Annotated in this window: 1 protein-coding gene; it reads right to left on the minus strand. The window is 74.0% G+C overall.

Annotated features, from left to right (window positions below; translation table 11 throughout):
• Positions 1 to 20,955: type I polyketide synthase (locus tag AB0G59_RS28495; RefSeq protein WP_360917454.1), on the minus strand; the 20,955-nt coding region annotated here is incomplete at its 3' end.
• Positions 20,956 to 21,176: the final 221 nt, after the last annotated feature.

Genomic DNA, 21,176 nt, shown 5'->3' on the forward strand with positions numbered 1-21,176 from the left:
GAACAGCGCCACCTCGACCGCGAACAACGCAGGCTGCGTAAACCCGGTCTCGCTCAGCGCACCGGCGTCATCGCCGAACAGCACCTCCCGCAGCGGGCGCTCCAGCTCCACGTCGAACCGGGCGAGCGCCGCGTCCAGCGCCTCCGCGAACACCGGGAACCGGCCGTACAGCTCACGGCCCATCCCCAGTCGCTGCGAACCCTGGCCGGAGAACAGGAACGCCGACTTGCCGGCGACCGCGTCGGCGACGCCGCGCGCGGCCTCCGCGATCGTTCCCTCTCCGTCGGCCAGGAGCACCGCGCGGTGGGCGAACGTCGACCGGCCCGTGGCCAGGGAGTATCCGACGTCGACGGTGGAACGGGCCGGCTCCGCCGCGGCGAACGACGTGAGCCGTTCGATCTGTGCCCGCAGCGCCTCGGGCGTCTTGCCGGAGACCGGCCACGGCACCACGGCCGGCACGATGTCCGGTGCGATGTCCGGTGCGGTGTCTGGTGCCGTCTCCTCCGTCTCACCGGCTTCGGTGGGCGAGGGGGCCTGCTCGACGATGACGTGGGCGTTCGTACCGCTGACGCCGAAGGCGGACACGCCTGCCCGGCGCGGGCGTCCCGTCTCCGGCCACGCCAGCTGCTCCTGGACGAGCGACACCGCGCCGTCCGACCAGTCGACGTGCGAGGAGGGGGCGTCGACGTGCAGCGTCCTGGGCAGCGTGCCGTGCCGCATCGCCATGACCATCTTGATGACGCCGGCGACGCCCGCCGCGGCCTGGGTGTGCCCCAGGTTCGACTTGACCGCGCCGAGGAGCAGCGGACGTTCCCGGTCGCGGCCGTACGCCGCGATCAGGGCGTGGGCCTCGATGGGGTCGCCGAGGGTGGTGCCGGTGCCGTGGGCCTCCACGGCGTCGACGTCCGAGGGGGCCAGGCCGGCGTCGGCGAGGGCCTGGCGGATCACGCGCTGCTGTGCGCGTCCGTTGGGGGCGGTCAGGCCGTTGGAGGCGCCGTCCTGGTTGACGGCCGCGCCGCGCACGATGCCGAGGACGTGGTGTCCGTTGCGGCGGGCGTCGGAGAGCCGTTCCAGTACGAGCATGCCGGCGCCCTCGGACCATGCGGTGCCGTCCGCCGAGTCGGCGAACGCCTTGCACCGGCCGTCGGGGGCCAGCCCGCCCTGCGCCGTGAACTCGACGAAGGCGTCGGGGCTGGACATCACCGTGACGCCGCCGGCGAGCACGAGGGAGCATTCGCCGCTGCGCAGGGCCCGCGAGGCCATGTGCAGGGCGACCAGGGAGGAGGAGCAGGCGGTGTCGACGGTCACGGCCGGGCCCTCGAGGCCCAGCGTGTAGGACAGGCGTCCGGACATGATGCTCGCCGTATTGCCGGTGGCGACGTGTCCCTGGACGTCGGTGGTGCCCCTGCGCAGCACCGAGGTGTAGTCCTGGCCGTTGGTGCCGACGTAGACGCCGGTCTGGCTGCCGCGCAGCCCGGTGGGGTCGATGCCGGCGCGTTCCAGGGCCTCCCAGGTGGTCTCGAGCAGCAGGCGCTGCTGCGGGTCCATCGCGATGGCTTCGCGCGGGGAGATGCCGAAGAAGGGGGCGTCGAAGCGGCCGACGCCTTCGAGGAAGCCGCCTTCGAGGGTGGCGGAGGTGCCTCGGGCAAGGGTGTCCAGGTCCCAGCCGCGGTCGGCCGGGAATCCGGAGATCGCGTCCTCGCCGTGGGACAGCAGGCGCCACAGGTCCTCGGGGGTTTCCACGCCGCCGGGGAAGCGGCAGCTCATGCCCACGATCGCGATGGGGTCGTCGTCGACGGCCCGCGCGGCCGGTGCCGTGGTGTCCTGTTCGGGCATCGAGCCGAGGAGCTCGGTGAGGAGGAATTCGGACAGGGCGAGCGGGGTGGGGTAGTCGTAGACGAGCGTCGCCGGCAGGCGCAGGCCCGTCGTCGCCGTGAGGGCGTTGCGCAGTTCGACGGTGGTCAGCGAGTCGAAGCCGAGGTCGCTGAACGCCTGGTCGGCGCCGATGGTGTTGGCGTCGGAGTGGCCGAGGACCGCGGCGACCTGGCCGCGCAGGAGGTCCAGGACGAACCGTGCGCGTGCCGTCTCGGACAGGCCCGCCAGCCGCTGCCGCAGCGCCGGCTCCGCCGGAGTCGTACCGTCCGTGCCGCCGCCGACGGCGGTGAGGGCGTGGCGTACCTCGGGCAGGTCGCCGACGAGGGGGTTGGGCCGGAGCGCGGCGAAGACCGTGGCGAAGCGGTCCCAGTCGATGTCGGCGACGGTGAGGGCCGTGTCGTCGTGTTCGATGGCGTGCTGCAGTGCGGAGAGGGCGAGTTGCGGTGCCATGGGGGTGAAGCCGCCACGGCGTACGCGGTTTTCGACGCCCGCTCCGTCGACGGCCATGCCTGCCTCGGCCCAGGGGCCCCAGGCGAGCGAGGTCGCGGGCAGGCCGTGGGCCCGCCGGTGTTCCGCGAACGCGTCGAGGAAGGCGTTGGCGGCGGCGTAGTTGCCCTGTCCGGCGGCGCCGAGGGTGCCCGCGGTCGAGGAGAACAGGACGAAGGCGCTCAGGCCGAGGTCCCGCGTCAGCTCGTGCAGGTTCACCGTCGAGGTGATCTTCGCGCGCAGTACGGCCGAGAACTTCTCGGGGGTCAGGGCGTCGAGGACGCCGTCGTCGACCACGCCGGCGGTGTGGATGACCGCGGTGAGCGGGAGGTCCTCGGGCACACCGGCCAGCACGGCCGCGAGGGCGTCGCGGTCCGCGGTGTCGCAGGCGGCCAGGGTGACCTGGGTGCCGAGTGCGGTGAGCTCGGTGCGGAGCTCTTCGGCGCCCGGTGCCTGCGGGCCCCGGCGGCTGACGAGCAGCAGGTGCTCGGCGCCCCGGCCCGCCAGCCAGCGGGCGACGTGGCCGCCCAGTCCGCCGGTGCCGCCGGTGATCAGCACGGTGCCGGTGGGGGCGAACTCGTTCGGCGTGGCGCTCTCGCCGACGGGGTGACGGGTCAGGCGGCGTACGAACGTTCCCGAGGGCCGGACGGCGATCTGGTCCTCGCCGTCGGTACCGGCGAGGACGCCCGCCAGGCGGCGGAGCGTGGTCTCGTCGAGCGTGCCCGGCAGGTCCACCAGGCCGCCCCAGCGCTGCGGCTGCTCCAGGCCGACGACGCGGCCCAGGCCCCATACGGCCGACTGCGCCGGTGCGGTGAGGTGCTCGGAGCGGCCGACGGCGACGGCTTCGCGGGTCACGCACCACAGGGGTGCGTCGATGCCGGCGTCGCCGAGCGCCTGCACGGCTGCCGCCGTGAGCAGCAGGCCGGTGGGGGCGTCCGGCTGCGTGGCCGTCGCGTCCTCGTGCAGGGCGAGCAGGGACAGGACGCCGGTGAAGCCGGTGTCGGATGCGGCCAGTTCCCGCAGTCGGTGGGCCAGGGCGTCCCGGTCGTGGTCGGCGACCTCGACGCGGACGGTCCCGGTGCCCAGGGCGTCGACGACGGAGCCGGTCCAGTCCTGATCGGCCGTGCCTGCGGGGGCGAGGACCAGCCACGTCCCCGTGGGGTGTGCCGTCGGGGCGCCGGTCAGGGGCTTCCAGACGGACCGGTAGCGCCAGCTGTCGACGGTGGACTGTGCGCGGCGCCGGCGGCGCCACGACGACAGTGCGGGCACCACGGCGGTCAGGGTGTCGTCGTCGAGTTCGAGGGAGGACCCCAGCGACGACAGGTCGGCACGTTCCACCGCCGACCAGAATTCGGCGTCCACCGGGTCGGCCGGGGCGTGCCCCGCCGTCGCGGAGCCCGCGATGGCCTCCGGCCAGTAGCGCTGCCGCTGGAACGGGTAGGTCGGCAGGTCGACGCGGCGTACGGCGCTGTCGGCGAACACGCCGTTCCAGTCCACCTTCGCGCCGTGCACGTACAGCCGTGCGAGGGCGCTCGTGAGCGCGGGGGCCTCGGGGCGGTCGCGGCGCAGTGCCGGGACTCCGGCGATCTGCGACGCCTCGTCGAGGGTCTCCCGGGCGGCGCCGGTGAGGACGCCGTCGGGGCCGAGTTCGAGGAAGGCGGTCATGCCCAGGTCGGCGAGCCGGCGCACGGCGTCGGCGAAGCGGACCGTGGCGCGGACCTGTCCGACCCAGTACTCCGGGGAGCACAGCTGCTCGGTCGTGGCGAGCTCGCCGGTGACGGTGGAGACGAGCGCGACCGTCGGAGCGTGGTAGGTCACGCCTGCGGCGACGCGGGCGAAGTCCTCCAGCATGGCGTCCATGTGGGGCGAGTGGAAGGCATGGCTCACCCGCAGTCGCCGGGTCCGGCGTCCGTCCGCCCCGAAGTGGGCGGCGATCGCGTCGACCGCGTCCTCGTCGCCCGCGACGACCAGCGAGGTGGGGCCGTTGACGCCTGCTACGGAGACGCGGTCCTCCTGCCCCGTCAGCAGCGGCAGGACCTCGTCCTCGCTCGCCTCCAGCGCGACCATGGCTCCGCCGGCGGGAAGGGCGGCCATCAGCCGGCCGCGTGCGGCGACCAGCGTGCAGGCGTCCTCCAGGGAGAGCACGCCCGCCGCGTGCGCGGCGGCGAACTCGCCGATGGAGTGGCCGGTGACGTAGTCGGGGCGCAGGCCCCACGACTCGACGAGGCGGAACAGTGCCACTTCGATCGCGAAGAGGGCGGGCTGGGTGTAGGCGGTGCCGTCGAGCAGCGCGGCCTCGGGCGTGCCCGGCTCGGCGAACAGCACGTCGCGCACGGGGCGGTCCAGCTCGGTGTCGAGGCAGGCCAGGACGGAGTCCAGCGCGTCGGCGTACACCGGGAACCGGTCGTAGAGCTCCCGGCCCATCTGCGGCCGCTGGCTGCCCTGGCCGGTGAACAGGAACGCGAGCCTGCCCCGGCCGGTGCGGCCGGTGACGAGGTGGCTGTCGGGCGTGCCGTCGCGCAGGGCCTCCAGGGCCCGTACGAGCGTGTCGCGCTCGGCGGTGACCACGGCCGCGCGGTGGTCCAGGCTCGCCCGGGTGGTGGCCAGCGAGCGGGCCAGGTCGGTCAGGGGCAGTGCGGGCCGGACTTCGACGAGCGACAGCAGTCGCTCCGCCTGCGCCCGCAGCGCCGTCTCGGTGCGTGCGGAGAGCACCAAGGGTACGGTGCCGGGCTCGGCGGGAGCTTGTGCTTCCGCTTCCTCGGCGGGCGCTTCGGGGGCCTGTTCGAGGACGGTGTGGACGTTGGTGCCGCTGAGTCCGAAGGAGGAGACGCCGGCGCGGCGCGGGCGGCCGGTCTGCGGCCATTCGCTCTGCTCGGTCAGCAGGCGGATGGCGCCTGAGGCCCAGTCGACGTGGGACGAGGGTTCGTCGATGTGCAGGGTCCGGGGGACGGTGGCGTGGCGCATGGCCATGACCATCTTGATGACGCTGGCCACGCCGGACGCCATCTGGGTGTGGCCGATGTTGGACTTGACCGAGCCCAGGAGCAGGGGCCGCTCGCGGTCCTGGCCGTAGGTGGCCAGGAGGGCCTGGGCCTCGATGGGGTCGCCGAGCTTGGTACCGGTGCCGTGGCCGTCCACGACGTCGACGTCGGCCGCGCTCACGCCGGCGTTGGCGAGAGCCTGACGGATGACGCGCTGCTGCGAGGGGCCGTTGGGGGCGGTCAGGCCGTTGGAGGCGCCGTCCTGGTTGACGGCACTGCCGCGGACGACCGCGAGGACCTGGTGGCCGTTGCGCAGGGCGTCGGAGAGCCGCTCGACGAGCACCAGGCCGACACCTTCGGCCAGGCTCATGCCGTCGGCGGCCTCGGAGTAGGCCTTGCAGCGGCCGTCGGCCGCCATGGCGCGCTGGCGGCTGAAGCCGACGAAGGCGTTGGGCGTGGCCATGATGCTCACGCCGCCGGCCAGGGCCAGGGAGCTCTCGCCGTTGCGCAGCGACTGGCACGCCAGGTGCAGGGCGACCAGCGACGACGAGCAGGCGGTGTCGAGGGTGACCGCCGGCCCTTCGAGACCGAAGGTGTAGGAAAGGCGGCCGGACAGGACGCTGGAGATGGTGCCGGTGATCAGGTGTCCCTCGGCGCCTTCGGGGCCCGCGCCTCCGGAGGTGTAGTCCTGGTAGCTGGCTCCGATGAAGGTGCCGGTCAGGCTGCCGCGGAGGGAGGCGGGGTCGATGCCGGCCCGCTCCAGGGCCTCCCAGGCGGTTTCGAGCAGCAGGCGCTGCTGCGGGTCCATCGCGAGGGCCTCGCGGGGCGAGATGCCGAAGAATCCGGCGTCGAAGTCCGCCACGTCGTGGAGGAATCCGCCGCGGGTGGAGTACGTCTTGCCGGGCCGGTCGGGGTCCGGGTCGTACAGTCCGTCGGTGTCCCAGCCCCGGTCGAGGGGGAACTCGGTGATGGCGTCGCCGCCCGCGGCGACGAGGTCCCACAGCTGCTCGGGGGAGCTGATGCCGCCCGGGTAGCGGCAGCTCATGCCGATGATGGCGATGGGCTCGTCGCTGGCGGCGGACGTGCTGACCGGCGCCGCGGTCTCGGCGCGCGCTCCGGCGATCTGGCCGCGCAGGTACTCCACGAGCGCGAGGGGGTTGGGGTAGTCGAACACCATGGTGCTCGGCAGGGTCAGCCCCGTCACCGTGGACAGCCGGTTGCGCAGGTCCACGGCGGTGAGGGAGTCGAAGCCGACGTCGCGGAAGGCCCGCTGTTCGGAGAGGACGTCGGGCGAGGCGTGGCCGAGGACAGTCGAGGCCTCCGCGCGGACCAGGTCGAGCAGGGCCCGGTCCTGCTCGACGGGGGGCAGGGCGAGGAGCCGGGAGACGAACTCGCTGTCCGTGGCGGGGGCGGCGGTCTCCTCCTCCAGCCGCTGGACGTCGGGGACGTCCTCGAACAGCGGGGTGGGCCGCCCGGAGGTGAAGACCGGGTAGTAGCGCTCCCAGTCGATGTCGGCGATCGACAGGACGGTCTCGTCGTGGTCAAGGGCCTGTCGCAGTCCGGCCAGGGCCAGCTGCGGGTCCATGAACACCAGGCCGCTGCGGCGGATCTGCGACGGGTCGACCCGGCCGAGCTTGATGTCGTCGGCCCAGATGCCCCACGAGATGGACGTCGCGCAGGCGCCGCGGGCGCGGCGGTGCTCCGCGAGCGCGTTGAGGTAGGCGTTGGCGGCGACGTAGGCGGCGTGCGCTCCGCTGCCCCACATGCCGGCGGTGGAGGAGTACAGGACGAAGGCGTCGAGCTCGTCGTCGTCGAGGAGTTCGTCGAGGTGGCGGGCGCCTTGGACCTTGGCGTCGACGACCTTGGCGAAGGCGTCGAGGCCGGTCTCGGCGAGCGGCGCCAGTTCGATGACGGCGGCGGTGTGGACGACGGTGCGGACGGTGTGCCCGTCGGCCTTGAGCCGGTCGAGGAGGCCCGCGACCGCGTCCCGGTCGGTCAGGTCGCAGGCGACGACGGTGGCTTCGCAGCCCTGCTCGGTGAGCTGCTCGACGAGTTCGGCGGCGCCGGGGGCGTCCATGCCCCGGCGGCTGGTCAGGACGATGTGCCCGGCGCCCTGCTCGACGAGCCAGCGTGCCAGGTGGGGCGCCAGCGTGCCGGTGCCGCCGGTGACCAGGGTGGTGCCCCGCGGCGACCAGGCGCGTGCCGGGGCGGAGTCGGCGGAGGTGGCGCGCACGACGCGCCGGGCGAGGACGCCCGAGGGGCGGATGGCCAGTTGGTCCTCGCCGGTGCGGCCGGCGAGGACGGCCGCCAGTCGTTCGCCGGCGCGCCGGTCGAGCTGCTCGGGCAGGTCGACCAGACCGCCCCAGCGCTGCGGGTGCTCCAGCGCCGCCGTCCAGCCCAGGCCGTGGATCTGGGCCTGGACGGGCCGGGTCAGCCGGTCCGAGCGGCCCGTGGAGACCGCGCCGCGCGTCAGGCACCACAGGGGCGCGTCGATGCCGGCGTCCCCGAGGGCCTGGACGAGGGTGACGGTCAGGGCCAGCCCCCGGGACAGCTGGGGGTACAGCTCGCCTGGTGCCTCGTCGTCCGCGAGCAGCGAGACCACTCCCGTGAACGCGGCGGTGTCCGGCGCGTCGCCGAGCTCGGCCAGTCGTGCGGTCAGGGTGGCCCGGTCGAGGCAGGAGTCGTCGAGCAGCAGGCGGTGGACGTCCGCCCCGTGCGCGGTCAGTGCGGCTTCGACGTCAGCATCGGCGATGCCGTCGGCGGTGACGACCAGCCAGGTGCCGGTCAGCGCCGCGGTGGGCAGGCCGCTGAGCGGCTTCCATGTGGCGCGGTAGCGCCAGGAGTCCACGGTGGAGCGGTCGCGGCGGCGACGGCGCCAGTCGGAGAGTGCGGGAAGGACGGGTGCGAGGGAGGTTCCGTCGACGCGCAGGCTGGAGGCCAGGGACTCGACGTCCTCCTGCTCGACGGCGGCCCAGAACTCGCTGTCCGCCGGGTCCGCTTCGGCCTGGGAGCGCGGCTTGGCGGGGATGGCCCACAGGTGTTCGCGCTGGAAGGCGTAGGTGGGCAGGTCGACCCGTCGGGTGCCGCTGTCGGCGAAGATCCGGGCCCAGTCCGTGCGCACGCCCCGGACGAAGGCTTCGGCGAGGGAGGTCAGGAACCGGTCGGTGCCGCCCTGGTCGCGCCGGAGCGTCCCGAGCACGGCCGCCCGGCCGCCGGCGTCCTCCACGGTGGCCTGGACACCCATGGTCAGCACCGGGTGGGAGCTGACCTCGATGAACACCCGGTGTTCCTGGCCGAGCAGTTCCCGGATCGCCGGCTCGAAGCGCACGGTCTGGCGCAGGTTGCGGTACCAGTACCGGGCGTCGAGGGCGGTGGTGTCGAGCCAGTCGCCCGTCACCGTCGAGAAGAACGGCACCTGGGCGGACTGCGGCCGCACCGGGGCGAGGGTCGTCAGCAGTTCGTCACGCAGCAGCTCGACCTGGGCGGAGTGCGAGGCGTAGTCCACCGCGATCCGCCGGGGGCGGATGTCCTCGGCGGTCAGGGCGGCCATCAGGCTCTCGAGCGGCTCCGGTGCGCCGGAGACGACGACCGCTCCCGGTCCGTTGACGGCGGCGATGGAGATGTCGCCGTCGAAGGCGCGCAGGCGCTCCTCGACCTCGGCGGCCGGCAGCGGCACCGACACCATGCCGCCGGATCCGGCCAGCACGCGGGCGATGGCCTGGCTGCGCAGGGCCACGACGCGCGCCGCGTCCTCCAGCGACAGCGCTCCGGCGACGGCGGCCGCGGCGATCTCGCCCTGGGAGTGGCCGACCACGGCGTCCGGGGAAACCCCGTAGGAGCGCCAGAGCGCGGCCAGGGAGACCATGACGGCGAACGAGGCGGGCTGGACGACGTCGACACGGTCCAGGGAGGGGGCGCCCTCGGCCTGGCGGAGCACGTCGACGAGCGACCAGTCGACGAACGCCGACAGCGCGGCCGCGCACTCGTGCAGGCGCTCGGCGAAGACCGGGGACTCCTCCAGCAGGCGTGCGCCCATTCCCAGCCACTGCGAGCCCTGGCCGGGGAAGACGAAGACGACCTTGCCGTCGACATCGACCGTGCCGTGGACGGCGGCGGCCGACGACTCGCCGGCGGCCAGGGACCGCAGCTCGCCCAGGAGCTCGTCGGTGCCGGTGCCGACGACCACCGCGCGGTGGTCGAAGACGGTACGGGAGGTGACCAGGGCGTGGCCGACATCGGCCGGCCGCGTCTGTGGGGCGGCCTCGAGATGGGCGGCGAGGCGGGCGGCCTGGGCGCGCAGGGCGCCGGGCGTGCGCGCGGACAGCACCCACGGGAGGGCGCCGGCCGGAGCCGCCTCCGTGGCGGGGGCCTGCTGTTCCTGCTCGCGCGGTGCCTCTTCGAGGACCGCGTGGGCGTTGGTGCCGCTGATGCCGAAGGAGGAGACCGCGCAGCGGCGCGGCCGCTCCCCTTCCCGCCAGTCGAGGTGCTCGGTCAGCAGGGACACCGTGCCGGGCGTCCAGTCGATGTGGGAGGACGGCTCATCGGCGTGCAGGGTGCGCGGCAGGGTGCCGTGCCGCATCGCCATGACCATCTTGATCACACCGGCGACGCCCGCCGCCGACTGGGTGTGACCGATGTTGGACTTGACCGAGCCCAGCAGCAGCGGGCGCTGCGGGTCGCGGTCCTGGCCGTAGGTGGCCTGGAGGGCCTGGGCCTCGATGGGGTCGCCGAGCGCGGTGCCGGTGCCGTGCGCCTCCACGACGTCGATGTCCGCCGTGGTGAGGCCCGAGTTGGTCAGGGCCTGCCGGATGACGCGCTGCTGCGAGGGGCCGTTGGGCGCGGTGAGCCCGTTCGAGGCACCGTCCTGGTTGATGGCGGAGCCGCGGACCACGGCGAGGATCTCGTGGCCGTTGCGGCGGGCGTCGGAGAGGCGTTCCAGGACGAGGATGCCCACGCCCTCGGCGAGGGTCATGCCGTCGGCGGCCTCGGAGAAGGCCTTGCAACGGCCGTCCTGCGCGAGTGCCCTCTGCCGGCTGAAGACGATGAACGGGTTGGGGTTGGTCATGACGGTCGCGCCGCCGGCCAGGGCGAGGGAGCTCTCGCCGTTGCGCAGCGACTGGCACGCCAGATGCAGCGCCACCAGGGACGAGGAGCAGGCCGTGTCCACGGTGACCGCGGGGCCTTCCAGCCCGAACAGGTAGGCCAGGCGCCCGGACAGGACGCTGGGGCTGGTGCCGGTGACCGCGTGGCCGGCGGAGCTGTCGTCGAGGCCGAGCCCGTACTCCTGGTAGGTCGAGCCGATGAACGTGCCGGTCGGGCTGCCGTGGACGGAGACGGGGTCGATGCCGGCCTGTTCGAAGGCCTCCCAGGTGGTTTCCAGCAGCAGGCGCTGCTGGGGGTCCATCGTCAGCGCTTCACGCGGCGAGATGCCGAAGAAGCCGGCGTCGAACTCGCCCGCGTCGTGCAGGAAGCCGCCCTGGGTGGAGTACGTCTTGCCGGGCTGTTCGGGATCCGGGTCGTACAGGTCCGTGCCGTCCCAGCCGCGGTTGACGGGGAAGTCGCTGATGGCGTCCACGCCTTCGGACACCAGCTCCCAGAACTGCTGGGGTGAGCGGACGCCGCCGGGGAAGCGGCAGCTCATGCCCACGATGGCGATCGGCTCGTCGAAGCCGCCCGCCGGTACGGCCGCCGGGGCCGCGGGGGCGGCGCCCGCGCCGAGGATCTGTGTGCGCAGGAACTTCGCCAGTGCGATGGGGGTCGGGTAGTCGAAGGCCATCGTGCTGGGCAGGGCCAGTCCGGTCGCCGTGGCGAGCCTCTTGCGCAGCTCGACCGCGGTGAGCGAGTCGAAGCCCGCCTCGCGGAAGGCGCGCCGCTCGCTCACGCCCTCGACGGAGGTGTGGCCGAGGACGACGGCCGCCTCGGCGCGCACCAGGTCGACCAGCAGCCGGTGCTGGTCGCTCTCGCTCAGGCCGTGGAGGCGTCCGGCGAATTCCGAGGCGGCGCGGTCGCCCTGCTGGTCGGGCTGTTCGAGCGCGCGTACGTCGGCCAGTTCGTCGAAGAGGACGCTGGGCCGCGAGGAGGTGAAGACGGGGTGGTAGCGCTCCCAGTCGACGTCGGCGACGGTCACCGTCACATCGTGCTGGACGACCGCGCGGCGCAGCTCGGTGATGGCGTTGCGCGGTGCGAGGAACCGCAGGCCGCGGCGCAGCAGGTTGTCCGCCATGGCTTCGTGCGTGGCCATTCCGGCCTCGGCCCAGGGGCCCCATGCCACGGAGGTCGCCGTCAGGCCGCGTGCGGAGCGGTGCTCGGCGAGGGCGTCGAGGTAGGCGTTGGCCGCGCCGTAGGCGCTCTGGCCCGCGCTGCCCCATACGCCGGCGATCGAGGAGAACAGGACGAAGAAGTCGAGCCGGTGCTCGCCGAGGAGGTCGTCCAGGTGGGCGGCGCCGAGCATCTTGGCGGCCATCATGTCGGTGACGTCGGCCAGTGAGGTCTCGGCCAGCGGTGCGGCCTGGCCGACGCCGGCGGCGTGGATGACACCGGTCAGCGGCAGGTCCGCGGGGATGGCGGCCAGGACGGCGGCCAGCTGGTCGCGGTCGGCGGCGTCGCAGGCGGCGAGGGTGACGCGGGCGCCCAGGTCCTCCAGCTCCGCGCGCAGCTCCGCGGCGCCGGGCGCGTCGGGGCCACGGCGGCTGGTCAGGACGAGGTGCCGGGCTCCGCTGCGGGCGAGCCAGCGGGCGACCTCGGCTCCGAGGCCGCCGGTGCCGCCGGTGACGAGCACGGTGCCGTCGGCGGTGAAGTCCTCGGCCTGGGGCAGTTCGTGGACGGTGTGGCGCACGAGCCGCCGGCCGAGCGTGCCGGTGGCACGGACGGCGATCTGGTCTTCACCGGACTGTGCGGCGAGGGCGCTGACCAGTTGCTGGGTGGCCGGCGCGTCCAGGACGGGCGGCAGGTCGATCAGTCCGCTCCACGGCTGGGGGTGTTCCAGCGCGGCGATCCGGCCCAGGCCCCATGCGGCGGCCTGGACGGGGTGGGTGAGCGGATCGGCGGGGCCGGTGGAGACGGCTCCGCGCGTGAGCATCCACACGGGGGCGGACAGACCGGTGTCGGCCAGTGCCTGGGTGAGGACGACGCTGAGGGCGAGGCCGGTCGGCAGCTCGGTGCCGAGCGGGCCCGGCCGGTCGGCCAGCGGCAGCAGGGACAGGACGCCGGAGACGTTCCCGACGGCTTCCAGGCGCGTGGTGAGCTCGGCGCGGTCCCGGCAGGACGCGTCCAGGACGAGTCGCTCGAACTGGGCTCCGTGTCCGCGCAGGGCGTCCAGGATCTCGTCGGCGTCGATGTCCTCGGTGGTGACGGCCAGCCAGGTGCCGTCCAGCACCGGCGCCGCGCTCGCGCGGACGGGCTTCCACTCCACCCGGTAGCGCGCCGTGTCCAGGAGGGACTTCTCGTGGCGGTGCTGCCGCCAGGACGACAGGGCCGGGAGCAGGGCGTAGAGCGAGGCGTGCTGTTCGTCGCGCAGCCCGAGGAGCGTGGCGAGCTCGCCCGCGTCGCCGCGTTCGACCGCGCCCCACAGCTCGGCGTCCGCCGGGTCGGCGGTCTGCTGGGCGCCGGGGGCGGCCTCGAGCTCGGGCCAGTAGCGCTCGTGCTGGAAGGCGTAGGTGGGCAGCTCGACGGGGCGGGCACCGGTGCCGGCGAAGAACGCCGGCCAGTCGACGGTGATGCCGCGTACGTGGAGGCGGCCGAGCGCCGCGACGATCGCCTGGTCCTCCGGGCGGTCGGTGCGCAGCACCGGGACAAGGTCGGCGTCGGTGTCGTCGCCGAGGGTGTCCTGGGCGAGGGCGGACAGGACGCCGTCGGGGCCGAGTTCGAGGAAGGTGGCGGCACCGGCGGCCTGCGCGGTGCGCACGCCGTCGGCGAACCGGACGGTGCGCCGCACGTGTTCGACCCAGTAGTCGGGCGAGCACAGCTCTTCCGCGGTGGCGATCTTTCCGGTCAGGTTGGACACGACCGGGATGGCTGGTGCCGTGAAGGCGATGCCTTCGGCGACGCGGCGGAAGTCCTCCAGCATGGGTTCCATGCGCGGCGAGTGGAAGGCATGGCTCACCCGCAGCCGCTTGGTTTTGCGTCCCTGGGCCTGGAAGTGGGCGGCGATGTCGGCGGTCGCCTGCTCGTCTCCGGCGATGACGACGGCGGTGGGGCCGTTGACAGCGGCGAGCGAGACCTCGTCCTCGCGCCCGGCGAGCAGCTCGGCGACCTCGTCCTCGGTGGCCTGCAGGGAGATCATCGCCCCGCCGGCCGGCAGGGCCTGCATCAGTCGTGCCCGGGCAGCCACCAGCTTGGCGGCGTCGGGCAGGGACATCACGCCGGCGGCGTGGGCGGCGGCGATCTCACCGATGGAGTGGCCGAGGAGGTGGTCAGGGCGTACGCCCCAGGACCGCAGCAGGCGGTAGAGGGCGACCTCGACGGCGAACAGCGCCGGCTGGGTCCAGCCGGTCTCGCCCAGCAGCTCCGCCTCGGGGCTGTGGGGGGCGGCGAAGAGGACGTCCTTCAGGGGGCGGTCCAGGAGGGGGTCGAGCTCGGCGGCCACCGCGTCGAGGGCTTCGGCGAACGCGGGGAAGCGTGCGGAGAGCTCGCGGCCCATGCCGGGCCGCTGGCTGCCCTGCCCGGCGAACAGCAGGGTCAGCTTTCCGGCGCCGCCGGTCTCGCCCTCGGTCAGGGCGGGGTCGGGGCGGTCGGTGGCCAGGGCGGTCAGGGACCGCAGGAGTGCGTCCCGGTCACCGATGACGACCGCGCGCTGCTCGAAGGCGGAGCGGGAGGTGGCGAGCGACAGGCCGACGTCGGCGGGTTCAAGTGCGGGGTGGGCGTCGACGAAGGACCGCAGGCGGGCGGCCTGTTCGCGCAGGGCGGCGCGGCTCTTGCCGGAGATCGTCCACGGTACGACGGCCGCTGCGGGGCGGTCGTCGCGTTCGGGCTCGGGCGGTGTGCCGGGGGCCTGCTCGATGATCACGTGGGCGTTGGTGCCGCTGATGCCGAAGGAGGACACACCGGCCCTGCGGGGCCGGCCCGCTTCGGGCCAGGACGTCTCCTCGGTGAGCAGTTCCACCGCTCCCGCGGTCCAGTCCACGTGCGAGGACGGCGTGCCGGCGTGGAGGGTGCGCGGGAGGACGCCGTGGCGCATGGCCAGGACCATCTTGATGACGCCGGCGACACCGGCGGCGGCCTGGGTGTGGCCGATGTTGGACTTGATCGACCCGAGCAGCAGGGGACGCTCGGGGTCGCGTTCCTGACCGTAGGTCGCGAGCAGCGCCTGGGCCTCGATGGGGTCGCCCAGGGTGGTGCCGGTGCCGTGGGCCTCCACGGCGTCGACGTCGGCGACGGACAGGCCGGCGCCGGCCAGGGCCTGGCGGATGACGCGCTGCTGCGAGGGGCCGTTGGGGGCGGTGAGCCCGTTCGAGGCGCCGTCCTGGTTGACGGCGGAGCCGCGGACCACGGCGAGGACGCGGTGGCCGTTGCGCCGCGCGTCGGAGAGCCGTTCGAGGACGAGCACGCCGACACCCTCGGACCAGCCGACGCCGTCGGCACTGTCCGAGAACGCCTTGCACCGGCCGTCCGGGGAGAGGCCGCGCTGCCGGGAGAACTCGATGAGGGAGGTGGGGGTCGACATCACCGTGACGCCGCCGGCCAGGGCCAGCGAGCACTCGCCGGAGCGCAGGGCCTGCATGGCCCAGTGCATCGCGACCAGCGACGACGAGCACGCGGTGTCGACGGTGACGGCGGGACCCTCCAGACCGAGGGCGTAGGACACCCGGCCGGAGGCGATGCTCGGTGAGGTGCCGCTGCCCTGGTAGCCCTCGAACTGCCCGCCGGTGAGCGTGGCGGCGTAGTCGTTGTACATGACGCCGGCGAAGACGCCCGTCTGGCTGCCCCGCAGGGACACCGGGTCGATGCCGGCGCGCTCGACGGCCTCCCAGGAGGCTTCCAGCAGCAAGCGCTGCTGGGAGTCGGTGGCCAGGGCCTCGCGGGGGCTCATGCCGAAGAACGCCGGGTCGAACTGTGCGGCGTCGTGCAGGAAGCCGCCGAAGCGGGTGTAGGTGGTGCCGAGGTGGTCGGGGTCCGGGTCGTAGAGCGCGTCCAGGTCCCAGCCGCGGTCGACGGGGAAGCCCGAGATGGCGTCGGTGCCCTCGCTGACGAGCCGCCACAGGTCCTCGGGCGAGGCGACGCCGCCCGGGTAGCGGCAGCTCATGCCGACGATCACGATGGGGTCCCGGTCGGTCGCGGCGCGGGGAGCGGTGACCGCGACGGCGGCTTCCGAGCCCATCAGCTCGCCGAGGACATGGCCGGCCAGTGCGGTGACCGTCGGATAGTCGAAGATCACGGTGGCGGCGGTGCGCAGGCCGGTCGCGGTGCTCAGCCGGTTGCGCAGTTCCACGGCGGTCAGGGAGTCGAAGCCCAGCTCCTGGAACGGCCGGGTCGGATCGACGTCCGCGGGAGTGGTGTGGCCGAGCACGGCGGCGACCTGGGTACGCACCAGCTCGAGCACCACGTCGGTGCGGTCCGCCTCCTCCAGCCGGGACAGGCGCTGGACCAGGCCGACCGCCGCTTCGGAACCCGAGAGCGCCGAGCGTCGGGCGGGGGTGCGGATGAGGCCGCGCAGCAGAGGCGGCACGTCGCCCTGGGCCCGCAGGACCGGCAGGTCCAGCCGGACGGGCAGCAGCACGGCCGCCCGGGTGGCGACGGCGGCGTCGAACAGCGCCACGCCCTGCTCTTCGGAGAGCGCGGGTGTGCCCATCCGGGCCAGGCGCTCCAGTTCGGCTCCGGAGAGGCCGCCGGTCATTCCGCCGGAGGGGGCCCACGGGCCCCAGCCGAGGGACAGTGCCGGCAGCCCGGCGCCGTGCCGCAGCTGGGCGAGGGCGTCGACGAAGGCGTTGGCGGCGGCGTAGTTGCCCTGGCCCGGGGCACCGATGGTGCCGGAGAGGGAGGAGAAGACGACGAACGCCGCCAGGTCCAGCTCCCGGGTGGCCTCGTGGAGGTTCCACACGGCGTCGGCCTTGGGGCGCAGGACCGCGTCGATCCGTTCGGGGGTGAGCGACTCGATGAGGCCGTCGTCGAGGGTGCCGGCGCTGTGCACGACCGCCGTCAGGGGGTGGTCGGCCGGGACCGTGGCGAGCAGGTGCCCGACGGCGTCGCGGTCGGCGAGGTCGCAGGCCTCGACGCGAACCTGTGCGCCGTGGCCGCTCAGTTCGGCGACCAGCTCCGCCGCGCCCTCGGCCGCGCCGCCGCGGCGGCTGACGAGCAGCAGGTGCCGTACGCCGCGCTCGGTGACCAGGTGCCGGGCGAGGACGCTGCCGAGGCCGCCGGTGCCACCGGTGATCAGCACCGTGCCGTCGGCGTTCCACGCCGCGGCGTCGGGGGCGGGGGTCACGCGGGCGCGCGCCAGCCGTGCGCCGAGTACGGCGCCGTCACGGACGACGGCCTGCGGTTCGGTGACGCCCAGGGCGTGCGGGGGCAGGGCGGGCAGGGACTCGCCGGGTTCGAGGTCGAGCAGGCCGAAGCGGCCGGGGTGTTCCGTCTGGGCGGAGCGCACCAGGCCCCAGACGGCCGCGGCGGCCGGGTCCGGCACGCTCTCGCCGTCGGCGGCGACGGCGCCGCGGGTGACGAAGACCAGCCGGGAGTCGGCGTAGCGCTCGTCGGTCAGCCAGGTCTGCAGCTGCTGCAGGACCCGGGAGGTGAGGTCATGGGCCGAGGCGACGACTCCTGTGGCGCTGTCGCCGGTGAGGGGGGCGAGCACGACGGCCGGGACGGCCGGTTCGCCGTCCTCGGTGAGCTCGAAGGAGCGCACGGGCAGGCCGTCCTGGGCCAGCGTGTCGAGGAGGCCGAAGGGGTCGGTCCCGAGCACGCCGATCGAGCCGGGCATGGCCGTATGACCGCGCAGGCGGGTCCAGCGCAGCTCGAACATGGCGTCACGCACCAGCGGAGCCGCGGCGCCCGTGTGCTGGTCGGGCTGTGCCCGCAGGACGAGCGAGCCCACCGAGGCGACGAGGCCGCCGGTGGTGTCGGTGACGGCGACGGACACGGCGTCGTCACCGGCCGGGGAGAGCTTCACGCGTACCGTGGCCGCGCCGCTCGCGTGCAGGGTGACGTCCTGCCACGAGAAGGGCAGGCCGCCGCGTACGTGCTCACCGAGGTCCACGAAGGCCGACGCGTGCAGGGTCGCGTCCAGCAGGGCGGGGTGGATGCCGAAGGCACCGGCGTCGGAGCCGGCGGTCTCGGGCAGGGCGACCTCGGCGAAGACGTCGTCTCCCCGGCGCCAGGCGGCGCGCAGGCCCTGGAACATGGGCCCGTAGGCGAAGCCCGTCTCGGCGACCCGGTCGTAGAAGCCGTCGAGCTCGAGCGGCTCTGCGTCCGCCGGGGGCCATGCGGTGGCGTCGAAGTCGGCGCGCTGCTCGCCGGAGGCCAGGATGCCCGCGGCGTGCTGGGTCCAGGGCTGCTCCTCGGCGCCGTCCGGGCGGGAGTGCAGGCTCAGGGTGCGGCGGCCGGACTCGTCCGGGCTGCCGACCCACACCTGTACCTGGACGCCGCCCTGCTCGGGCAGGATCAGCGGTGCGGCCAGGGTGAGTTCCTCCACCCGGTCGCAGCCGACCTCGTCGCCGGCGCGAATGGCCAGCTCCAGGAAGGCGGTGGCCGGCAGCAGCACCGCGCCGCGCACGGCGTGCTCGGCGAGCCAGGGATGGGTCTGCACCGAGAGCCGGCCGGTCAGCAGCAGACCGTCGGAGTTGGCCAGTGACACGGCCGCTGCGAGCAGCGGGTGATGTGCGGCGCCCATGCCGGCGGCGCGGACGTCACCGGCCTGCGTGAGGACGCCCTTGGGCCAGAAGCGGCGCCGCTGGAAGGCGTACGTCGGCAGGTCCACGCGCTGTGCTGCGGTGCCGGAGAAGTACTGCTCCCACTGGACGGGGACTCCGCGTACGTGCAGGCCGGCCGCGGCTGCCGTGGCGGTGTCGGTCTCCGGGCGGCCCGGCCGCAGCAGCGGCAGTGCCGCGGCGCTCTCGTGCGCGGTGCCGTCGGTGTCGTCCAGGCAGGCGCGGGCCATGGCGGACAGGACGCCGTCGGGGCCGAGTTCGAGGAAGGTGCCGGTGCCGTGGCCGGTCAGCCAGGCGATGGCGTCCGCGAACCGGACGGCCTGGCGGGCGTGGTCCACCCAGTAGCCGGCGGAGGTCAGCTGCTCGACCGTGGCGAGGGTGCCGGTCAGCGTCGACACGACCGGGATCACGGGCGCCTGCGGCGCAAGGGCCGCCACTACGGCCCGGAACTCCTCGAGCATGGGTTCCATGAGCGGGGAGTGGAAGGCGTGGGAGACGCGCAGCCGCTTGGTCTTGCGGCCCCGCTCCGTGAAGTGCTCCTCGATGGCGGCGCATTCGTCGGCGTCACCGGCGATGACGACGGCGTCCGGACCGTTGACGGCCGCGATGGAGACGCGGTCCGCGCGGGGCTCCAGCAAGGGCTGGATTTCCGCCTCGGTCGCCTGGAGGGAGACCATCGCCCCGCCGGCGGGCAGTGCCTGCATCAGACGGCCGCGGGCGACGACCAGGGCGGCGGCGTCGGCCAGGGAGAACACCCCGGCCACGTGGGCTGCGGCGATCTCACCGATCGAGTGCCCGGTGAGGAAGTCGGGCTTGACGCCCCACGACTCGACGAGCCGGTAGAGCGCGACCTCGACGGCGAACAGGGCGGCCTGTGCGTAGCCGGTCTCGTTCAGCAGCGCCGCTTCGGGCGAGCCCTCCGCGGCGAACAGCACGTCCTTCAGGGGCCGGTCGAGGCCGGTGTCCAGGTGGGCCAGTACCTCGTCGAGAGCATGGGCGAACGCCGGGAAGCGGTCGTACAGTTCACAGCCCATGCCCAGGCGCTGGGAGCCCTGGCCCGCGAACAGGAAGGCCAGCTTGGACCTGCCCTGTGTGGTGCCCTGCACGAGGGCCGGGGCCGGGTCGCCGGCGGCGAGTGCGGCGAGGCCCGCGAGGACGCCGTCACGGTCGGCCACAGTGACCGCCGCGCGGTGCTCGAGGCCGGAGCGGGTCGTGGCGAGGGAGAAGGCGAGGTCGACGGGGGCGAGCGCGGGAGAGGACTCCATGAAGTCCAGCAGGCGGGCCGCCTGGGCGCGCAGGGCGTCACGGGTGCGCCCGGAAACGAGCCAGGGCATGGTCCCGGCGGCGATGGGCTCCGCTGCCGGCGCCGGCTCGGCGTCGGCGTTGTCCCCGGGAGCCTGCGGGGCCTCGGCGGGCGGGGCCTCCTCCAGGATCGTGTGCGCGTTGGTGCCGCTGAGCCCGAAGGAGGAGATGCCCGCACGGCGCGGTTCGGGCCGCTGCGGCCACGGGGCCGGCTCGGTGAGCAGGCGCACGGCTCCCGCGGTCCAGTCGACGTGCGTGGAGGGCTCGTCGACGTGCAGGGTCTTGGGCAGCACACCGTGCCGCATCGCCATGACCATCTTGATGACGCCGGCCATGCCGGCCGCCGCCTGGGTGTGGCTGATGTTGGATTTGACCGACCCCAGGAGCAGGGGGCGGTCCTCGGGACGGTTGCGGCCGTAGGTGGCGAGCAGCGCCTGTGCCTCGACCGGGTCGCCCAGGGTCGTTCCGGTGCCGTGGGCTTCCACGACGTCGATCTCGTCGGCCGAGAGGCGGGCGTTGACCAGCGCCTGCTCGATCACCCGCTGCTGCGAGGGACCGTTGGGAGCGGTCAGGCCGTTGGACGCGCCGTCCTGGTTGACCGCGGAGCCACGCACCACGGCAAGGATCCGGTGTCCGTTGCGGCGGGCCTCCGACAGTCTTTCCAGCACGAGGACGCCCACGCCCTCGGACCAGCCGGTGCCGTTGGCGGAGTCGGCGAACGAGCGGCAGTGGCCGTCGGCGGCCAGGCCGCCCTGGCGGCTGAACTCCACGAAGGTGGTGGGGCTGGACATCACCGTGACGCCCGCGGCGAGCGCCAGCGAGCACTCCCCGGCGCGCAGGGAGTGCGCGGCCAGGTGAAGCGCCACGAGGGAGGACGAACAGGCGGTGTCGACGGTCACCGCGGGGCCCACGGCGCCGAAGAAGTAGGACAGCCGGCCCGAGAGGATGCTGGTGGCGTTGCCGGTCAGGGTGAAGCCCTGGACGTCGTCGTCCGGGCCCACGCGGTAGTCCTGGGGCATGGCCCCGACGAACACACCGGTCTTGGTGCCGCGGACGGCGGCCGGGTCGATCCCCGCGCGCTCGAAGGCCTCCCAGGAGGACTCCAGGAGGACGCGCTGCTGGGGGTCCATGGACAGTGCCTCGCGCGGCGAGATCCCGAAGAAGCCGGCGTCGAACTCGGCCGCGTCGTGCAGGAAGCCACCGGAGAAGGTCTCGTCGGTGTCCAGTTCCCAGCCGCGGTCGTCGGGGAAGCCGGTGATGCCGTCCTCGCCGGCGGCCAGCATGGTCCAGAGCTCTTCCGGGCTGGTCACCCCTCCCGGGAAGCGGCAGCTCATGCCCACGATCGCGATCGGCTCACTGGCGGCCGTCTCGAGCTCGCTCACCCGCTGCCGGGAACGCCGGAGGTCGGCGCTCGCCCGCTTGAGGTAGTCCCGGAGCTTCTGTTCCTTGTCCATATCAACTCAACCCATCTGAAGACCGGCGGACAGCGGAGGATTCGATGTGGACATCCGGTACTCGGGACGGCTGTCGTCCGGTCACTGCGCCGAAGCGGACGCGGACCGCGATTGCCCTGCTCGTATTCCCGCACGCCATGGGCTCAGTGTCGGCGGGCACGGTCATGAAAATCCCTAGTGTCGGATGGGCACGGACGGGGTGTGGAGGTCCTTCACAGGCG

Source organism: Streptomyces sp. NPDC021096, from assembly GCF_040641275.1.
In the GTDB taxonomy this organism is placed as follows: domain Bacteria; phylum Actinomycetota; class Actinomycetes; order Streptomycetales; family Streptomycetaceae; genus Streptomyces.